The sequence below is a fragment of the Macromonas nakdongensis genome, from assembly GCF_002837145.1.
Classification (GTDB): Bacteria; Pseudomonadota; Gammaproteobacteria; order Burkholderiales; family Burkholderiaceae_C; genus Macromonas_B; species Macromonas_B nakdongensis.
This window is the reverse complement of sequence record NZ_NWMV01000022.1, coordinates 17,561-34,251: the sequence shown is the minus strand read 5'-3', so window position 1 is coordinate 34,251 and position 16,691 is coordinate 17,561. Positions and strand designations below refer to the sequence as shown.

Annotated in this window: 12 protein-coding genes; 9 read left to right on the top strand and 3 right to left on the bottom strand. The window is 68.9% G+C overall.

Annotated features, from left to right (window positions below):
• The first annotated feature begins 42 nt into the window (after positions 1–42).
• Positions 43–1,134 carry an iron-sulfur cluster carrier protein ApbC gene (gene apbC / locus CON77_RS04095; protein WP_101047866.1) on the top strand — a complete coding sequence of 364 codons (1,092 nt, stop codon included), beginning with the start codon at positions 43–45 and terminating at the stop codon, positions 1,132–1,134.
• Positions 1,134–1,616, top strand: coding sequence for a PACE efflux transporter (locus tag CON77_RS04090; protein ID WP_157826834.1), 483 nt, complete (start codon positions 1,134–1,136; stop codon positions 1,614–1,616). Before apbC ends, CON77_RS04090 begins: the two co-directional genes overlap by 1 nt.
• Before the next feature lie 59 nt (positions 1,617–1,675).
• On the opposite strand, the gene CON77_RS04085 is transcribed toward CON77_RS04090, so the two are convergent.
• Both CON77_RS04085 and CON77_RS04080 read right to left on the bottom strand, forming a co-directional pair.
• Positions 1,676–3,301, bottom strand: a complete 1,626-nt coding sequence (locus CON77_RS04085) for a benzoate-CoA ligase family protein (RefSeq protein ID WP_101047865.1) — start codon at positions 3,299–3,301, stop codon at positions 1,676–1,678.
• 43 nt (positions 3,302–3,344) lie between these two features.
• A complete protein-coding gene (locus CON77_RS04080; RefSeq protein WP_101047864.1) occupies positions 3,345–4,919 on the bottom strand; it encodes a 3,4-dehydroadipyl-CoA semialdehyde dehydrogenase in 1,575 nt (524 codons plus the stop codon).
• Positions 4,920–5,085: 166 nt separating this feature from the next.
• On the opposite strand from CON77_RS04080, the gene CON77_RS04075 reads away from it, so the two are divergent.
• The 5 genes from CON77_RS04075 (at position 5,086) to CON77_RS04055 (ending at position 11,697) form a co-directional block, all read left to right on the top strand.
• Positions 5,086–6,057, top strand: a complete 972-nt coding sequence (locus CON77_RS04075; RefSeq protein WP_439650517.1) for a helix-turn-helix transcriptional regulator — start codon at positions 5,086–5,088, stop codon at positions 6,055–6,057.
• 127 nt (positions 6,058–6,184) lie between these two features.
• Entirely contained in the window at positions 6,185–7,846 is a 1,662-nt protein-coding gene (boxC, locus tag CON77_RS04070) for a 2,3-epoxybenzoyl-CoA dihydrolase (protein WP_101047863.1), read from the top strand.
• Between the two features lie 90 nt (positions 7,847–7,936).
• On the top strand, positions 7,937–9,364 hold the full coding sequence (boxB, locus tag CON77_RS04065; protein WP_101047862.1) for a benzoyl-CoA 2,3-epoxidase subunit BoxB: 1,428 nt from the start codon (positions 7,937–7,939) through the stop codon (positions 9,362–9,364).
• 140 nt (positions 9,365–9,504) lie between these two features.
• Positions 9,505–10,782 carry a benzoyl-CoA 2,3-epoxidase subunit BoxA gene (gene boxA, locus CON77_RS04060; protein WP_101047861.1) on the top strand — a complete coding sequence of 426 codons (1,278 nt, stop codon included), beginning with the start codon at positions 9,505–9,507 and terminating at the stop codon, positions 10,780–10,782.
• A 15-nt stretch (positions 10,783–10,797) separates the two neighbouring features.
• Positions 10,798–11,697: a formate dehydrogenase accessory sulfurtransferase FdhD gene (locus tag CON77_RS04055; RefSeq protein WP_439650518.1), complete on the top strand. Its 900-nt coding sequence runs from the start codon at positions 10,798–10,800 to the stop codon at positions 11,695–11,697.
• Here the strand turns inward: CON77_RS04055 and CON77_RS04050 are convergent.
• Positions 11,679–13,019 (bottom strand): glutamine synthetase family protein, encoded by a 1,341-nt coding sequence (locus tag CON77_RS04050; protein ID WP_157826833.1) that lies wholly within the window; start codon positions 13,017–13,019, stop codon positions 11,679–11,681. The two genes, CON77_RS04055 and CON77_RS04050, sit on opposite strands and share 19 nt — an antisense overlap.
• A gap of 123 nt (positions 13,020–13,142) precedes the next feature.
• Between CON77_RS04050 and upp the strand changes: the two genes are divergently transcribed.
• Together upp and CON77_RS04040 are read left to right on the top strand one after the other, a co-directional pair.
• Complete coding sequence (upp, locus tag CON77_RS04045) at positions 13,143–13,775, top strand: uracil phosphoribosyltransferase (protein WP_101047859.1); 633 nt, start codon at positions 13,143–13,145, stop codon at positions 13,773–13,775.
• A 75-nt stretch (positions 13,776–13,850) separates the two neighbouring features.
• On the top strand, positions 13,851–16,649 hold the full coding sequence (locus CON77_RS04040) for a GspE/PulE family protein (RefSeq protein WP_232788395.1): 2,799 nt from the start codon (positions 13,851–13,853) through the stop codon (positions 16,647–16,649).
• The last annotated feature ends 42 nt before the right edge of the window (positions 16,650–16,691 follow it).

The window sequence follows — 16,691 nt, the reverse complement described above, 5'->3', positions numbered from 1 at the left end:
GACTTGCGCCCACCGATCGATTCATTGCGGAGACCCTTTTTCATGGCCGTCGAACAACAGGCGCTGCTGCAGGCGCTGCAAACCGTGCAAGACCCGAACACGGGCAAAGATTTTGTGTCCACCCGGGCCCTGAAAAACCTGCAGGTGCAGGAGGGCGACGTGTCCTTCGACGTGGAGCTGGGCTACCCCTGCCAGAGCCAGCACCCGGCGCTGCGCAAGGCGCTGATCGCCGCGGCCAAAGGCGTGCCGGGCGTCGAGAACGTCTCGGTCCATTTGCAGACCAAGGTGGTCGCGCACGCGGTGCAGCGCGGCGTGCAGCTGCTGCCGAAGGTGAAGAACATCATCGCCGTGGCCTCGGGCAAGGGTGGCGTGGGCAAGAGCACCACCACCGTCAACCTGGCGCTGGCCCTGGCGGCCGAGGGCGCCCAGGTCGGCATCCTGGACGCCGACATCTACGGCCCCAGCCAGCCCATGATGATGGGCCTGGAAGGCCGCCCGGAAAGCACCGACGGCCAGACCATGGAGCCGCTGGTGAACCACGGCGTGCAGGTCATCTCCATCGGCTTCCTCGTGGACAAGGACGAGGCCATGATCTGGCGCGGCCCCATGGCCACCCAGGCGCTGGACCAGCTGCTGCGCCAGACCAACTGGAAGGACCTGGACTACCTGCTGGTGGACATGCCCCCGGGCACCGGCGACATCCAGCTCACGCTCAGCCAGCGCGTGCCCATGACCGGTGCGGTGATCGTGACCACGCCGCAGGACATCGCCCTGCTGGACGCGCGCAAGGGCATCAAGATGTTCGAGAAGGTGGGCGTGCCCATCCTGGGCCTGGTGGAGAACATGGCGGTGTACTGCTGTCCCAACTGCGGCCACACCGAGCACATCTTTGGCGCCGACGGCGGCAAGCGCATGGCCGCCGAGTACGGCATGGACTACCTGGGCGCGCTGCCGCTGAACATGCAGATCCGCGTGCAGGCCGACAGCGGCACGCCCACCGTGGTGGCCGACCCGGACGGTGAAATCGCTGGTATCTACAAGGCCGTGGCACGCCAGGTGGCGCTGACGGTGGCGGCCAAGGCCAAGGATTTTTCGTCCAAGTTCCCCAGCATCAAGATTTCCCAAGACACCTGATGGTGCAGACGCCCGCGCTGCCCGCCCGGCCGGCGCCTGTCTGGCGCCGCCTGGGGCCCCGCACCCGGCGCGTGGTGCAGGTGGCGCTGTACGAGGCCATCGCCATCGTGGTCGTGGCCCTGGCGTTGGCCCTGGTCTTCAACGAGCCAGGGCCGTCGGCGGTGGGTCTGTCGGTGCTCACCTCGGGCATCGCGGTGACCTGGAACTACGCCTTCAACACCCTGTTCGAGCGCTGGGAGCGGCGCCAGCCGGTCAAGGGCCGGTCCTGGCAGCGGCGCGTGGCCCATGGCCTCGGGTTCGAGGGCGGGCTGACCGTGTTTCTGGTGCCGGTGATGGCCTGGTGGCTGGACACCACGCTGTGGCTGGCCTTCCTCGCCGACCTGGGCCTGCTGCTGTTCTTTCTCGTTTACACCGTGGTGTTCACCTGGTGTTTCGACCAGGTGTTCGGCTTGCCGCAGTCGGCCCTGTCATCCCCGGACTGAGCGTCCGGGGCGCGCCGGCCCCCCCGCTCTGGCCGGTGCCGAGGGGCCGGCGGGTGCGTTCAGTGGCCGCTGGCGCGCTGCGCTTCCAGGTCGCGCAGCTTGAAGCGCTGGATCTTGCCCGTGGCGGTCTTGGGCAGTTCGTCCACGAATTCGATCTGGCGCGGGTATTTGTACGGCGCCAGGTGCTCCTTGCAGAAGGCCTTCACGCCGTCTTCGTCCAGCGCCTGCCCGGCCTTGAGCACGATGAAGGCCTTGGTCTTGGTCAAGCCGTCGGCGCCGGTGGTGCCGATCACCGCCGCCTCCAGGATGGCCGGGTGCTGCACCAGCGTGGCCTCCACCTCGAACGGGCTGACGTAGATGCCGCTGACCTTGAGCATGTCGTCGTTGCGGCCGGCGTAGGTGTAGTAGCCCTCGGCGTCGCGGCTGTACTTGTCGCCGCTCTTGGTCCAGGCGCCCTGGAAGGTGTCGCGCGATTTTTCGCGGTTGTGCCAGTACATCAGCGCCGCGCTCGGGCCCTTCACATACAGGTCGCCGATGTCGATGCTGCCGTCGGCGTTGGGTGCCAGGGGCAGGCCGTCCTCGCCGCGCAGTTCCACCTCGTAGCCGGGCACCGGTTTGCCCGTGGTGCCGTAGCGCACGTCGCCCGGGCGGTTGGACAGGAAGATGTGCAGCATCTCGGTGGAGCCGATGCCGTCGATGATTTCGGCGCCGAAATGGGCGGTCCAGCGTTCGCCGATGTCGCGCGGCAGCGCCTCTCCCGCAGACGAACAGAGCCGCAGCGCCACGTCGGCCCGGGCGGGCAGGTCGGGCTGGGCCAGCATGCCGCCGTAGCCGGTGGGGGCGCCGTAGAACACGGTGGGTTGGCGCCCCGCCAGTGCCGGGGTGTTGCCGGTCAGGCGCTGGAACACCGCTTGCGGCGTGGGTCGCTCGGCCATCAGCACCACGGTGGCGCCCACGCTGAGCGGGAAGCTCAGGCCGTTGCCCAGGCCGTAGGCGAAGAACAGCTTGGCGGCCGAGAAGACGGTGTCGGCTTCGGTCAGGCCCAGCACCGGTTCGGCGTAGAGTTCGGCGGTCCAGTACAGGTTGCCCTGGGTGTGCACCGTGCCCTTGGGGCGGCCGGTGGAGCCGGAGGAGTAGAGCCAGAACGCGGCCTCGTCGGCCAGGGTGGTGGCGGGCGAGGCTTGGGGCGCCGCGCTGGCGAGCAGTGCATCCAGCGCCACCGCGGTGTAGCCCGGGCCTGCCGGCAACGGCAGGCTGGCGCGCGAGACCACCAGGTGCCGCACCTCGTGCGGGCCCTGCTCCAGCGCGGCCTCCAGCGTGGGCAGCAGGGCTTCGGACACCAGTGCCGCCTGCGCCCGGCTGTTGTTCAGCATGAAGGCGTAGTCCTCCGCCGTGAGCAGGGTGTTCAGGCACACCGGCACGATGCCGGCGTAGAGCGCGCCCAGGAAGGCCACGATCCAGTCGTTGCTGTCCTGCATCAGCAGCAGCACCCGTTCCTCGCGCCGCAGGCCCAGCGACTGCAGGCCGTTGGCCATGCGCCGCACCTGCTCGGCCAGTTCGCCGTAGCTCAGCTGGCCGCGGTCGTCGATCAGGGCGGTTTTGCCGCTGCGCCCGGCGTTCAGCCGGATCAGGTGCTGGGCGAAGTTGAACTCGGCGGGCGGGGCGGCGGGCAGGCTGGCGTTCATGGGCGTCTCCGGTCTGGTGTTGTTGTCGATGGGCAGGGCGGCTTCAGGGCTGGTAGGCCACAGCCGTCGCACCCCATTGGTCGAGCGCGGCGGTGCTGGCCTGCACCGCGGTGCGGCGGTGGTAGAAGTTCAGGGCGCGCAGGCCGCCCAGTTCCTCGCCGCCGCCGGCGCGGCCCGGGCCGCCGTGCAGCGACATCGGCATCACGTTGCCGTGGCCGCTGTGCAGCGTGGCGATGTCGGGCGAAATGGCGTGCACCCGGCCGTGGCTGGAACCGAGTTCGGCCGCGGTGTGGGCGATGAAGGCCGGATCGGCGCTGAAAACCGACATGACCAGCGAGCCTTCGCCGCGGCGGATCAGCTCGTAGGCCTGTTCGATGCCGTCGTAGGCCATGAGCGTGGCCACCGGGCCGAACACTTCCACGGCGTGCAGCACCTCGGCGTCGGCCGGCTGGCGGCTGCCCAGCAGGGTGGGGGCGACGCAGGCGGCCACGGCGGGGTCGGCGTCCACCAGGGCGGCCTGGCTGCCGTCGAACAGCACCTCGGCCTCGGTTTTCAGGTGGGCGATGCCGGCCTGCACCGTGTCGAACTGCTCGCGGCTCACCAGCGCGCCCATGCGCACGCCTTCGCTGCGTGGGTTGCCCACCGTGGTTTTGGCCAGCTTGGCGGCGATGGCCTGCGCGGCGGCGTCGTACAGGGCGCGCGGCACGAACACGCGGCGGATGGCGGTGCACTTCTGGCCGCTTTTGACGGTCATTTCCCGCACCACCTCGCTCACCAGCAGATTGAACGCTTCGCTGTCGGCGGTGGCGGCGGGGTCCAGCAGGGCGGAGTTGACGCTGTCGGCCTCGATGTTGCAGCGCACCGAGCGCTGGGCCACCGCAGGGTGGGAGCGGATGATGCGCCCGGTGTCGGCCGAGCCGGTGAAGGACACCACATCGAAGGGCTGTAGCTGGTCCATCAGCCCGGCCGACGAGCCGCAGACGATGGACAGGGCGCCGGCGGGCAGGATGCCCGCGTCGACCACGTCCTGGACCATGCGCTGGGTGAGCCAGGCGGTGCTGGTGGCGGGCTTGACGATGACGGGCACGCCCGACAGCAGGGCCGGCGCGGCTTTTTCCCACAGGCCCCAGCTCGGGAAGTTGAAGGCGTTGATGAACAGCGCCACGCCGCGCGTGGGGGTGAGGATGTGCTGGGTCTGGAACAGCGGGTCCTTGGCCATGCGGATGCGTGCGCTGTCCAGCAGAAACTGCGCATCGCCCAGGGCCGCGCCCTGTTTGGCGTAGTAGCCCAGGGTGAAGATACCGCCGTCGATGTCCACCGCCGAGTCCTTGGTCACGGTGCCGCAGTTGGCGGTGGCGATCTCGTAATAGGCGTCGCGGTTTTTCTGCAGCACCTCAACGATCTGGCCCAGCAGCGCGGCGCGTTGGCCGTAGCTCAGGGCGCGCAGCGCGGCGCCGCCCTGTTCGCGGGCAAAGGCAAAGCCTTCGGCCAGATCCAGGCCGGCGCTGGAGACGCGGACCAGTTCGGTGCCCAATACCGGGTCGAACAGCGGCAGGCCGGCGCCGGTGCCGGTTTGCCAGCGGCCAGCGAGGAAATTGGGGAGCAGGGGAGTGGTCATGGGGTGGAAAAAAGATGCAGGTAGGAACTGGTCAGTGCGGGGCAAAGGCGTTATAAATGCACTATCTTGCGTCCCCGGTAGTATGCAGTAAAGTGCATGTTTTGCGGTGGCGCGCTCTTAAGGGTTTTCCCCTGTGTGTGCGCTGCACCCAGGCAATGGTGATGATATGACGCAGATGTGGGCTGACAAAACAGGGCCGGCGGGCGTGGCCGAGCCTGTGGGGCCGGCCCCGCTGGGCCTGGTCGATGCCGTGGGCGGGGTGGATGAGCAGCGCCCGCCGTTCCTGGTCGCTTTGGGCGAGCGGGTGCGCACCCTGCGCTCGCGCCGCGGCATGACGCGCAAGGCCGTGGCCCTGGCGGCCGAGGTGTCCGAACGCCACCTGGCCAACCTGGAATACGGTGCCGGCAACGCTTCCATTCTGGTGCTGCTGCAGGTGGCCCGGGCGCTGCAGTGTTCCCTGGCCGAACTGCTGGGCGACGTGACCACTTCGTCCCCGGAATGGTTGCTGATCCGCGAACTGCTGCAGGGCCGTGACGAGGCCGAGTTGCGCCGCGCACGGGTGCAGCTGGTGGAGCTGTTCGGCGGCAGCGGCGTGGACGTGCAGGGCAGCCGCGCCCGCGTCGCGCTCATCGGGTTGCGCGGAGCCGGCAAGTCCACCCTGGGGCAGCGGCTGGCGGCCGACCTGGGCTACCCCTTCATTGAACTGAGCCGCGAGATCGAGCAGTTCGCCGGCTGCAGCATCAGCGAAATCCACAACCTGTACGGCACCAACGCCTACCGCCGCTACGAACGCCGCGCGCTCGAGGAAGCCATCCAGATCTACCCCGAGGTGGTGATCGCCACGCCCGGCGGGCTGGTGTCGGACTCGGCCAATTTCAACCTGCTGCTGCAGCACTGCACCACCGTCTGGCTCAAGGCCGAGCCGGCCGACCACCTGCAGCGCGTGGCCGCCCAGGGCGACATGCGCCCCATGGCCGCCAGCCGCGAGGCGATGGAAGACCTCAAACGCATCCTGGAAGGGCGTTCGGCCTTCTATTCCAAGGCCGACCTGACCTTCGACACCAGCGCCGCGCCGCTGGAGCCGACCTTTGCCCAGCTGCGCCAGGCGGTGCGCCAGCTGCTGCACCTGCCGGCGTAAAACCTAGGGTAAACACCGATCGCATGCATTAAAATGCATTGGATTTTTCGCGGAGCATGCAGTATTATTCATGCGTGGCCGCAGCATCCTTCATGTGGCCTTTCCCGCCACCCCCTGAGGAGTCCCCATGAGCCAGAACCCGATCGTCGATTACCGGACCACCCCCGCCGAGTACCACCACATCACCCTGTCGTTCGACGGTGAAGTGGCCACGCTGGCGCTGAACATCAACGAAGACGCGGGCCTGCGCCCCGGCTACAAGCTCAAGCTCAACAGCTACGACCTGGGTGTGGACATCGAACTGCACGACGCGCTGCAGCGCATCCGCTTCGAGCACCCGGAAGTCAAGTCGGTGGTCGTCACCAGCCTGCGCGACCGCATCTTCTGCTCGGGCGCCAACATCTTCATGCTGGGCCTGTCCAGCCACGGCTGGAAGGTGAACTTCTGCAAGTTCACCAACGAAACCCGCAACGGCATCGAGGACTCGTCCCAGCACAGCGGTCTGAAGTTCGTGGCGGCCCTGAACGGCGCCTGCGCCGGCGGCGGTTACGAGCTGGCCCTGGCCTGTGACGACATCGTGCTGGTGGACGACCGTTCCTCCAGCGTCAGCCTGCCCGAGGTGCCGCTGCTGGGTGTGCTGCCCGGCACCGGTGGCCTGACCCGCGTGACCGACAAGCGCCACGTGCGCCACGACCTGGCCGACATCTTCTGCACCAGCGTGGAGGGCGCACGCGGCCAGAAAGCCGTGGACTGGCGCCTGGTGGACGCGATCGCCAAGCCGGCACAGTTCCCGCAAGTGGTGCGCGAACGCGCCGAGAAGCTGGCCGCCGGCAGCACCCGCCCCGGCACCGGTGCCCAGGGCGTGGCCCTGACCCCGCTGCAGCGCACCGTCGAGGCCGACAAGCTCACCTACACCCACGTCACGGTCGAGATCGACCGCGCCAAGCGCCTGGCCACCTTCACCGTCAAGGCCCCCACCGGTGCCCAGCCGACCGACACCGCCGCCATCGTGGCCGCCGGCGCCCAGTGGTACCCGCTGGCCATGGCCCGCGACCTGGACGACGCCATCCTGCACATGCGCACCAACGAGCTGGACATCGGCACCTGGGTGCTCAAGACCGCCGGCGACGCCGCCGCCGTGCTGGCCAGCGACGCCATCCTGCTGGCCAACAAAGACCACTGGTTCGTCAACGAAACCATCGGCATGCTGCGCCGCACCCTGGCCCGCCTGGACGTGTCCAGCCGCAGCCTGTTCACCCTGATCGAAGCCGGTTCCTGCTTCGCCGGCACCCTGGCCGAGCTGGCGTTCTGCGCCGACCGCACCTACATCCAGGTGCTGCCCGACACCCCGGAGCAGCAGCCCGCGCTGCAGCTCAACGACTTCAACTTCGGCTTCTACCCGATGGTCAACGGCCAGTCGCGCCTGGCGCGCCGCTTCTACGAGGAAGCCGGCCCGATGGAAGCGGTGCGTGCCGCCGCCGGCCGCGCCCTGGACGGCGACACCGCGGCCGAGTTGGGCCTGGTCACCGCCGCGCTGGACGACATCGACTGGGCCGACGAGATCCGCCTGGAGCTGGAGCAGCGCGCCGCCATGTCGCCCGACGCCCTGACCGGCCTGGAGGCCAACCTGCGCTTTGCCCAGCAGGAAAACATGCTGACCCGCATCTTCGGCCGCCTGACCGCCTGGCAGAACTGGATCTTCCAGCGCCCCAACGCCGTCGGCGACAAGGGCGCCCTGAAGGTGTACGGCAAGGGCGACAAGGCCCAGTTCGACATGAACCGCGTCTGACCCTGTTTGGATCGTTGTGCGGCGGGTTTCCCGGTGGAGCCCGCCGCAACCGAATGCCACTTCCACCGCGTTTGTTCCTCGGAGACTTTCATGTCCGGCATCAACTACAGCGAAAAAATCCCCAACAACGTCAACCTGAGCGAAGACCGCACCCTGCAGCGCGCGCTGGAGCACTGGCAGCCCAACTACCTGCAGTGGTGGCAGGACATGGGCCCGGACGGCTCGCAGAACTTCGACGTCTACCTGCGCACCGCCGTGAGCGTGGACCCGCAGGGCTGGGCCCAGTTCGGCCACGTGAAAATGCCCGACTACCGCTGGGGCATCTTCCTGAACCCGGCCGAGCAGGACCGCAAGATCCACTTCGGTGACCACATGGGCGAAGCCGCCTGGCAGGACGTGCCTGGCGAGCACCGCGCCAACCTGCGCCGCATCATCGTCACGCAAGGCGACACCGAGCCGGCATCCGTCGAGCAGCAGCGCCACCTGGGCCTGACCGCGCCCAGCCAGTACGACCTGCGCAACCTGTTCCAGGTGAACGTGGAAGAGGGCCGCCACCTCTGGGCCATGGTCTACCTGCTGCACAAGTACTTTGGCCGCGACGGCCGCGAAGAAGCCGAAGCCCTGCTGGAGCGCAACAGCGGCAACGCCGACAACCCGCGCATCCTGGAGGCCTTCAACGAGAAGACGCCCGACTGGCTGAGCTTCTTCATGTTCACCTACTTCACCGACCGCGATGGCAAGTTCCAGCTCTGCGCGCTGGCCGAGTCCGCGTTCGACCCGCTGGCCCGCACCACCAAGTTCATGCTGACCGAAGAAGCGCACCACATGTTCGTGGGCGAGTCTGGCGTGGGCCGCGTGATCCAGCGCACCGTCAACGCGATGAACGAGCTGAAGACCGACGACGTGGCCAAGCTGCGCGCAGCCGGCGTGATCGACCTGCCGACCATCCAGCGCTACATCAACTTCCACTTCAGCGTCACCATCGACCTGTTCGGCGCCGACCAATCGTCCAACGCCGCCATCTTCTACAGCTCGGGCCTCAAGGGCCGCTACGAAGAAGGCAAGCGCACCGACGACCACGTGCTCAAGGGCAACACCTACAAGATCCTGGCGGTCGAGAACGGCGCCCTGGTCGAGAAGGAAGTGCCGATGCTCAACGCCCTCAACGAGGTGCTGCGCGACGACTACATCAAGGACTCGGTCGGCGGCGTGGAGCGCTGGAACCGCATCATCGAGAAGGCCGGCATCGACTTCCGCCTGAAGGTGCCGCACAAGGCCTTCCACCGCAACATCGGCACCCTGGCCGGCGTCAAGGCCAACCCGGACGGCCGTGTGGTGAGCGACGCCGAGTGGAATGCCAAGCAGGCCGAGTGGCTGCCGAGCGACCAGGACCGTGCCTACGTGGCCAGCCTGATGGGCCGTGTGGTCGAGCCGGGCAAGTTCGCCAACTGGATCGCGCCGCCGGTCATGGGCATCAACCGCCAGCCGGTGAACTTCGACTACGTGCGCTTCAACTGACGCGCCTGAACTGGGTGCCCGACACCCAGGCCGAGGGCCGGCCCTGAAATTGCGCAGGGCCGGCCCTTTTCTTTGGTCCCGAAGATGCGTTACCCTGCTGGGCCACGCCGCCGTTTGTCACCCACCCCACCCGACCGACCATGAGCACCGAATCCCCCCTGATCCAGCAGCACCTGATCGACCCGGAAATCTGCATCCGCTGCAACACCTGCGAGGCCACCTGCCCGGTGGACGCCATCACCCACGACTCGAACAACTACGTGGTGGACGCCGAGAAGTGCAACCTGTGCATGGCCTGCGTGCCGCCGTGTCCCACGGGCTCCATCGACAACTGGCGCACCATGCCGCGCGTCAAGGCCTACACCATCGAAGAACAGCTGGGCTGGATGGAGCTGCCCGCGGCCTTGAGCGACGCGGAATTGGCCGCTTTGGGTGGCAGCGCGGCCGAGGTTGAAGCAGCGGCCCAGGAAGCCCAGGCGGCGTCGGTCGGCAGCGCCAGTGCGCCGGCCTTCAACAGTGCCGCCTACGGCGCGGTGGTGCCGCCCTGGTCGGCCGCGCACGCCTACACCAACCTGTACGGCCCCAAGGCTGCGCAGAAAACCGTCACGGCCACCGTCACCGGCAACGTGCGCGTGACCGAAGTCGGCACCGACTACGACACCCACCACATCGTGCTGGACTTCGGCGCCATGCCCTTCCCGGTGCTCGAAGGCCAGTCCATCGGCATCGTGCCGCCGGGCCTGGACGAGCGCGGCAAGCCGCACCACGCGCGCCAGTACTCCATCGCCAGCCCGCGCAACGGCGAACGGCCGGGCTACAACAACCTGTCGCTGACCATCAAGCGGGTGCTGGAAGACCACGACGGCAAGCCGGTGCGCGGCGTCGGCTCCAACTACATGTGCGACCTGCAGGTGGGCGACACGGTGCAGGTGATCGGCCCGTTCGGGGCCAGCTTCCTGATGCCGAACCACCCCAAGTCCAGCATCGTCATGATCTGCACCGGCACCGGCAGCGCCCCCATGCGCGCCATGACCGAGTGGCGGCGCCGCCTGCGCGCCAGCGGCAAGTTCGAGGGCGGCAAGCTGATGCTGTTCTTCGGCGCCCGCACCCCGCAGGAGTTGCCGTACTTCGGCCCGCTGCAGAAGCTGCCCAAGGACTTCATCGACACCACTTTCGCCTTCAGCCGCGTGCCGGGGCAGCCCAAACGCTACGTGCAGGACGCGATGCGCGAGCGCGCCGCCGACCTGGTGGCGCTGCTGAAGGACCCGAACGCCTACTTCTACGTTTGCGGCCTGAAGAGCATGGAAGAGGGCGTGGTGATGGCCCTGCGCGACGCGGCCCAGGCCGCCGGCCTGGACTGGGACACGCTGGGCGCCGAGCTGAAACAGCAGGGCCGCCTGCACCTCGAAACCTACTGAGGCACCGTGCCCACGGTGTTGGCTTCGTCCCCCGCCACCGTGCCGCAGCGGGCGCCGGTGGCGGCCCTGCCCCGGCTCACCCAGGCGCGGGCACCGCTGACCTGTGCGGTGTCCGTGGTGGATGAAACCGGCCGGTCGCGCAGCGTGAACCTGCCGGCCGAACGCGACCTCACCATCTACGTGGACAAGCGCGAGCTGGTCACGCTGATGACGCTGGGCCAGCACCCCGAATGGCTGGTGCTGGGCTACCTGCGCAACCAGCGGCTGCTGCCGTCGGTGCACGACATCGAATCGATCACGGTGGACTGGGAGGTGGGGGCCGCCTCGGTCAAGACCCGGGGCGGGGTGGAAGCCATCGAGGAACGCACCGCCCGGCGCGTGGTCACCACCGGCTGCGGACAGGGCAGTGTGTTCGGCGGCCTGATGGACGAGATCGATCAGATCGCCCTGCCGCCCAAGGCCCGGCTGCGCCAGTCCGACCTGTACGCCATGCTCAAGGCCATTCGCGAGCGCGATTCGGTCTACAAGTCGGCCGGCTCTGTGCACGGCTGCGCCCTGTTCCGCGGTGCCGAGCCGCTGCTGTTCGTGGAAGACGTGGGCCGCCACAACGCGGTCGATACCATCGCCGGCTGGATGTGGCTGCAAGACCCGGAGGAGATGGACGGCGCCGACAAAGCTTTCTACACCACCGGTCGTCTGACCAGTGAAATGGTCATCAAGTCGGCCCAGATGGGGGTGCCGGTGGTGGTCTCGCGCAGCGGCACCACCCAGATGGGACGGGCCGTGGCCGAGCGCGTGGGCCTGTGCGCCGTGGGCCGGGCCACCCACCAGCATTTCCTCTGCTTCACCCACCCGCAGCGCCTGCTGCGCGACGTGGTCCCGCCGCCCGCGGTGGATCAGACCACTTCGAGGTAACGCGCCAGTTCCCAGTCGGTCACGGCGCGCTGGTGGCGGTCGCATTCCCAGCGCCGCGTCTGCACGAAGTGCTGCACAAAAGCCCCGCCCAGCAGTTCGCGCGCCAGGGTGGAGCGGTCCAGCCGCTCGGTGGCCTGTTCCAGGCTGCGCGGCAGGCTGGCGTGGGCGCTCTGCCGCACCACCTCGTCCAGATCCAGTCCCTGGCGGATGCCGTGCAGCCCCGAGGCGATGGCCGCCGCCATGGCCAGGTAGGGGTTGGCGTCGGCCCCAGGGGTGCGGGTTTCCAGCCGCAGCGAGCGCGGCCCGCCCGGCACCACCCGCAGGGCGGCGTGGCGGTCGTCCACGCCCCAGCTGGGCTGCACCGGCGCCAGCATGCCCGGCACCAGCCGCTTGTAGCTGTTGACGAAGGGGGCGTAGAGCGCGCACAGCTCGGGCAGGGCCTGCAGCTGGCCGGCGATGTACTGGCGCAGCGTGGCGCTCATGCCCTGGGGCGCGGCCGGGTCGTGGAACAGGTTGCGGCCGTCGCGCCACAGGCTCTGGTGCAGGTGCTGGCCGCAGCCGCCGTAGGCGGTGGACCACTTGGCCATGAAGGTGCTGAGCAGCCCGTGCGGGCGGCCGATCTCGCGCACCGCCTGCTTGAACAGCGCGGCCCGGTCGGCCGTAGCCAGGGCTTCGCCGTGGCGCAGGGCCACCTCCAGGTTGCCGGGGCCGGCTTCGGTGTGCAGCGCTTCGAGGTGGATGTCGGCCTGCGGCAGCCATTCGAACAGCTCGTTGACGAAGGGTTTGACCGCGTCCACCCGGAAGGGCGAGTAGTTGCTCACCGCCTCGGTGGCGGTGCGCAGTTGCCGAAAGCCCTTGTCGCGCACGCTGCGCTCGGTTTCACTCAGCACGAACCACTCGAATTCCACCCCCACCTGGGCGCTCAGGTCCAGGGCCTGGGCCTCGGCCAGCACGCGTTTGAGCACCTGGCGCGGGCAGATCGGCAGCGGCGTGCCGTCGGGCTGCAGGTGTTCGCCGATCAGCACCCAGCGCATGCCGTCCCAGGGCAGCTGGCGCGCGGTGGCCGGGTCCAGGCGCAGGCCGATTTCACCGAGCGCGGTGCCCATGCCGGCGAAGTCCACACCGTGCAGGTAGAGGTCGTCGGCCACGTCCCAGCCGAACACCGCGCTGGCGATGGTGCCGCCACCGACCAGCATGTCGGCCATGCGCTCGCCCGACAGCGTCTTACCGCGGCACAGGCCGTCGAGGTCGGTGATGAAGAAGCGGGCGTGGGTGCTGCCGCGCAGCTGCTGTTCCAGGTGGGAGTGTGGCGTGGGCGTCATGCGGCCATTGTGCCCCGCGCTCGGGCGGCCCCAGGTGCCACTGGCGGTGCCCGCGCCGGGGCCGGCTGGCGGTAGCATACGGCCATCGTTCCATTTCTTCGGGGCCGCCGGCCCCCGCTTGCCATGACACCCCAAGTCCACCTCATCGACCACCCCCTGGTGCAGCACAAACTCACACTGATGCGCCGCAAGGACACCAGCACCCGCGGCTTCCGCCAGCTGGTGCACGAACTCAGCGCCCTGCTGGCCTACGAGGTCACGCGCGACATGCCGATGCAGGAGATCGAGATCGAAACGCCGCTGGAGCGCACCACCGGCCGCGTCATTGACGGCAAGAAGATCGTGCTGGCGTCCATCCTGCGCGCCGGCAACGGCTTCCTCGACGGCATGCTCGAAGTGGTGCCCAGCGCCCGCGTCGGCCACATCGGCCTGTTCCGCGACCCCGACACGCTGCAGGCGGTGGAGTACTACTTCAAGATGCCGTCGGACATGGCCGAGCGCGACGTCATCGTGCTCGACCCCATGCTGGCCACCGGCAATTCGGCGGTGGCCGCGGTGGACCGGCTCAAGGCCTGCCGGCCGCGCTCGCTGCGCTTCGTCTGCCTGGTCACCTGCCCCGAAGGCATCGCCACCTTCCACCGCCACCACCCGGACGTGCCGATCTACACCCCGGCGGTGGACCGGGGCCTGAACGAGCACGGCTACATCGTGCCCGGCCTGGGCGACGCCGGCGACCGCATTTTCGGCACCAAGTAAGGCCACTTGCCGGGCCACGACGCCCGGATGCCCCGCCCCCGGCGTCGGATCAGGGTTTGCGCTAACCTCGGGCCCATGAACGCTGTGACCGCCCACTTTTGGACCATCGGCTGGCGCGCCCTGTTGCGCGACGCCCGCGCCGGCGAACTGCGCGTGCTGGTGCTGGCCATCGCCCTGGCGGTGGCCGCGCTCACCGCCGTGGGCTTTTTTGCCGACCGCCTGCAGACCGGCCTGGCCCGCGACGCGCGCCAGCTCATCGGTGGCGACGCGGTGCTGCGCAGCGACCAGCCCACGCCCCCGGTGTTCGCCGAACAGGCCCGGGCGCTTGGCCTGCAGACCACCGCCCACGTGAGCTTTCCCACCATGGGTCGGGCCGACGATGCCCACGGCGGTAACGCCCGGCTGGTGGCCTTGAAGGCCGTGGCCGACGGCTACCCGCTGCGGGGCCAGTTGCGCGTGGCCGATGCCCCGGGCCAGCCCGACCGGGCCACCACCGACGTGCCCGCGCCCGGCAGCGCCTGGGTGGACGAACCCCTGCTCGTGGCCCTGGACCTGGCCGAGCACACCGCGTACATCCAGGTGCCTCCGTCGCGGGCGGTGATGCCGCTGCGCTTCGACATGTTTCGCCGCATCACCCTGGACGAAGCGCTGCGGCCAGAGGCCACGCCCACCGAGCCAGTCGATTTTGCCCACTCCCAACTGCTGGATTACCGCACCCGTCTGCCCTACGCCCTGACCCTGAAGGACGGCCAGACCCTGCACGGCGACACCATGGGCCACCTCGAAAATGAGCACGGCCTGTTCCTGTTCCCCCCCCTGAACGACGCAGACGCGGTGCAACGTGTGTTTTTCCCGACCGAGGCCTACACCCACCTGCACGTGGGCGAGGCGATCGGCCAGGTGCTGGTGGAGCAGCAGGTGGTCACGCCCGAACAGGTGGAGCAGGCCGCGCGCGAACAGGAGCACCTGCGCAGCCGCAAGCTGGGCGACTACCTGGTGATTCAGGAGATCGTCAAACCCGAGCAGTTGCTGGTGGCGCTGGAAGAACAGTCGCGCATGCCCATGGTCCGCATCGGCGAGGCCCTGACGGCCCTGGGCCTGGTCAGCAAGGCGCAGCTGCAGGAAGCGTTGGACAAGCAAAAGACCGAGCGCAGCGTGCCCTTGGGCGAGTTGCTGGTGCAAAGCGGCCAGCTGTCGCGCGCCGACCTGCGCGTGGCCCTGGCGCGCAAGATGGGTTACCCCGTGGTGGACCTGGGCAAGTTCCCGCTGGACGCCGAAGCCCTGCGGCGCGTGCCGCAACACCTGGCGCGGCGCCACCAGATCGTGCCGCTGCTGTGGCGCAGCGGACTGCTGGTGGTGGCGGCCGAAGACCCGTCGCGCCGCGGCATGGTGGACGAACTGGAATTCACCCTGCAAACCAAGGTGGTGGCCGCCTTGGCCAGCGGCACGCTGAACCACAAGACCATCGCCGAAGCCTACGCCCGCTTCGGCATGGACAGTGGTGCCTTCGCCAGCGCCCCCCCAGCCGGGCAGGAGCCGCCCGCGACGTCCTCGGACAAGCTGCTCGAATCGCTGGAGCTGGAGGTCGCGGACGACGCCCACGACACGCTCGGCCAGATCGAACAGTCCGACAACTCGCTGGTGCGGCTGATCAACACCATCATCATCGAGGCGCACAGCCAGGGCGCGTCCGACATCCACATCGAAACCCACCCGAGCAAGCGCAAGGTGCGCATCCGCCTGCGCAAGGACGGCCGGCTGGTGCCCTACATGGAGCTGCCGCACACCTACCGCGCGGCGCTGGTCGGGCGCATCAAGATCATGTGCGAGCTCGACATCTCCGAGCGCCGCAAGCCGCAGGACGGCAAGATCGACTTCGCCAAGTTCTCGCCCCACCACCGGCTGGAACTGCGGGTGGCCACCGTCCCCACCCACAACGGCGCCGAAGACGTGGTGATGCGCCTGCTGTCCTCGGCCAAACCGCTGCCGCTGGAACAGCTGGGCCTGACGCCGGACAACCTGGCCCAGCTGCGCGCCACGGTGGAGCGGCCCCACGGCATGGTGCTGTGCGTCGGCCCCACCGGTTCGGGCAAGACGACCACGCTGCACTCCGTGCTGGAGCACATCAACACGCCCGACCGCAAGATCTGGACGGCCGAAGACCCGATCGAGATCAGCAACCCCGACCTGCGCCAGGTGCAGGTCAACCCCAAGATCGACTGGACCTTCGACAAGGCCCTGCGCGCCTTCCTGCGCGCCGACCCGGACGTGATCATGGTCGGCGAGATCCGCGACCAGGACACCGCCCAGGTGGCGATCGAGGCCTCGCTCACCGGCCACCTGATGCTGTCCACCCTGCACACCAACAGCGCCGCCGAAACCGTGGTGCGCCTGCTGGACATGGGCATGGACCCCTTCAACTTCGCCGATTCGCTGCTCGGCGTGCTGGCCCAACGCCTGGTGCGGCGGCTGTGCCCCGCCTGTGTGCAGACCGCGCCGGCAGACGCCGCCCAGGAAGAGGAGCTGCTGCTGGACTACCTGCACGGCTTCCCGGCCGAGCAGCGCCCCGCGCTGGACGCCCTGCGCATGCGCTGGCGCAACGAGTACGGCCAGGACGGCCACCTGCTGCACCGCCACGCCCCCGGCTGCCCGGCCTGCGACCAGACCGGCTTCAAGGGCCGCGCCGGGGTGCACGAATGGCTGCAGGTGGACGCCCCGCTGCGCCGCCTGATCCAGACTCGCGCCACGTCCGAAGCGCTGCAGCATTCGGCCATGGCCACCGGGCACTTCCGCACCCTGCGCCAGGACGGCATCCTCAAGGTGCTGCAGGGCCTGACCACCATCGAGGAAGTGCGCGCCCACTGCAGCCACTGAAGGCAGGCCCCCTGGTCCGCGGGGCCCGTGAGAGCCCCCGGC

Coding starts and splice junctions, on each gene's coding strand:
- apbC (WP_101047866.1), top strand. CDS start 43: ATGGCCGTCGAACAACAGGCGCTGCTGCAGGCGCTGCAAACCGTGCAA.
- CON77_RS04085 (WP_101047865.1), bottom strand. CDS start 3,301: ATGAACGCCAGCCTGCCCGCCGCCCCGCCCGCCGAGTTCAACTTCGCC.
- CON77_RS04040 (WP_232788395.1), top strand. CDS start 13,851: ATGAACGCTGTGACCGCCCACTTTTGGACCATCGGCTGGCGCGCCCTG.
- CON77_RS04075 (WP_439650517.1), top strand. CDS start 5,086: ATGACGCAGATGTGGGCTGACAAAACAGGGCCGGCGGGCGTGGCCGAG.
- upp (WP_101047859.1), top strand. CDS start 13,143: ATGACACCCCAAGTCCACCTCATCGACCACCCCCTGGTGCAGCACAAA.
- boxC (WP_101047863.1), top strand. CDS start 6,185: ATGAGCCAGAACCCGATCGTCGATTACCGGACCACCCCCGCCGAGTAC.
- CON77_RS04050 (WP_157826833.1), bottom strand. CDS start 13,019: ATGACGCCCACGCCACACTCCCACCTGGAACAGCAGCTGCGCGGCAGC.
- boxA (WP_101047861.1), top strand. CDS start 9,505: ATGAGCACCGAATCCCCCCTGATCCAGCAGCACCTGATCGACCCGGAA.
- boxB (WP_101047862.1), top strand. CDS start 7,937: ATGTCCGGCATCAACTACAGCGAAAAAATCCCCAACAACGTCAACCTG.
- CON77_RS04090 (WP_157826834.1), top strand. CDS start 1,134: ATGGTGCAGACGCCCGCGCTGCCCGCCCGGCCGGCGCCTGTCTGGCGC.
- CON77_RS04080 (WP_101047864.1), bottom strand. CDS start 4,919: ATGACCACTCCCCTGCTCCCCAATTTCCTCGCTGGCCGCTGGCAAACC.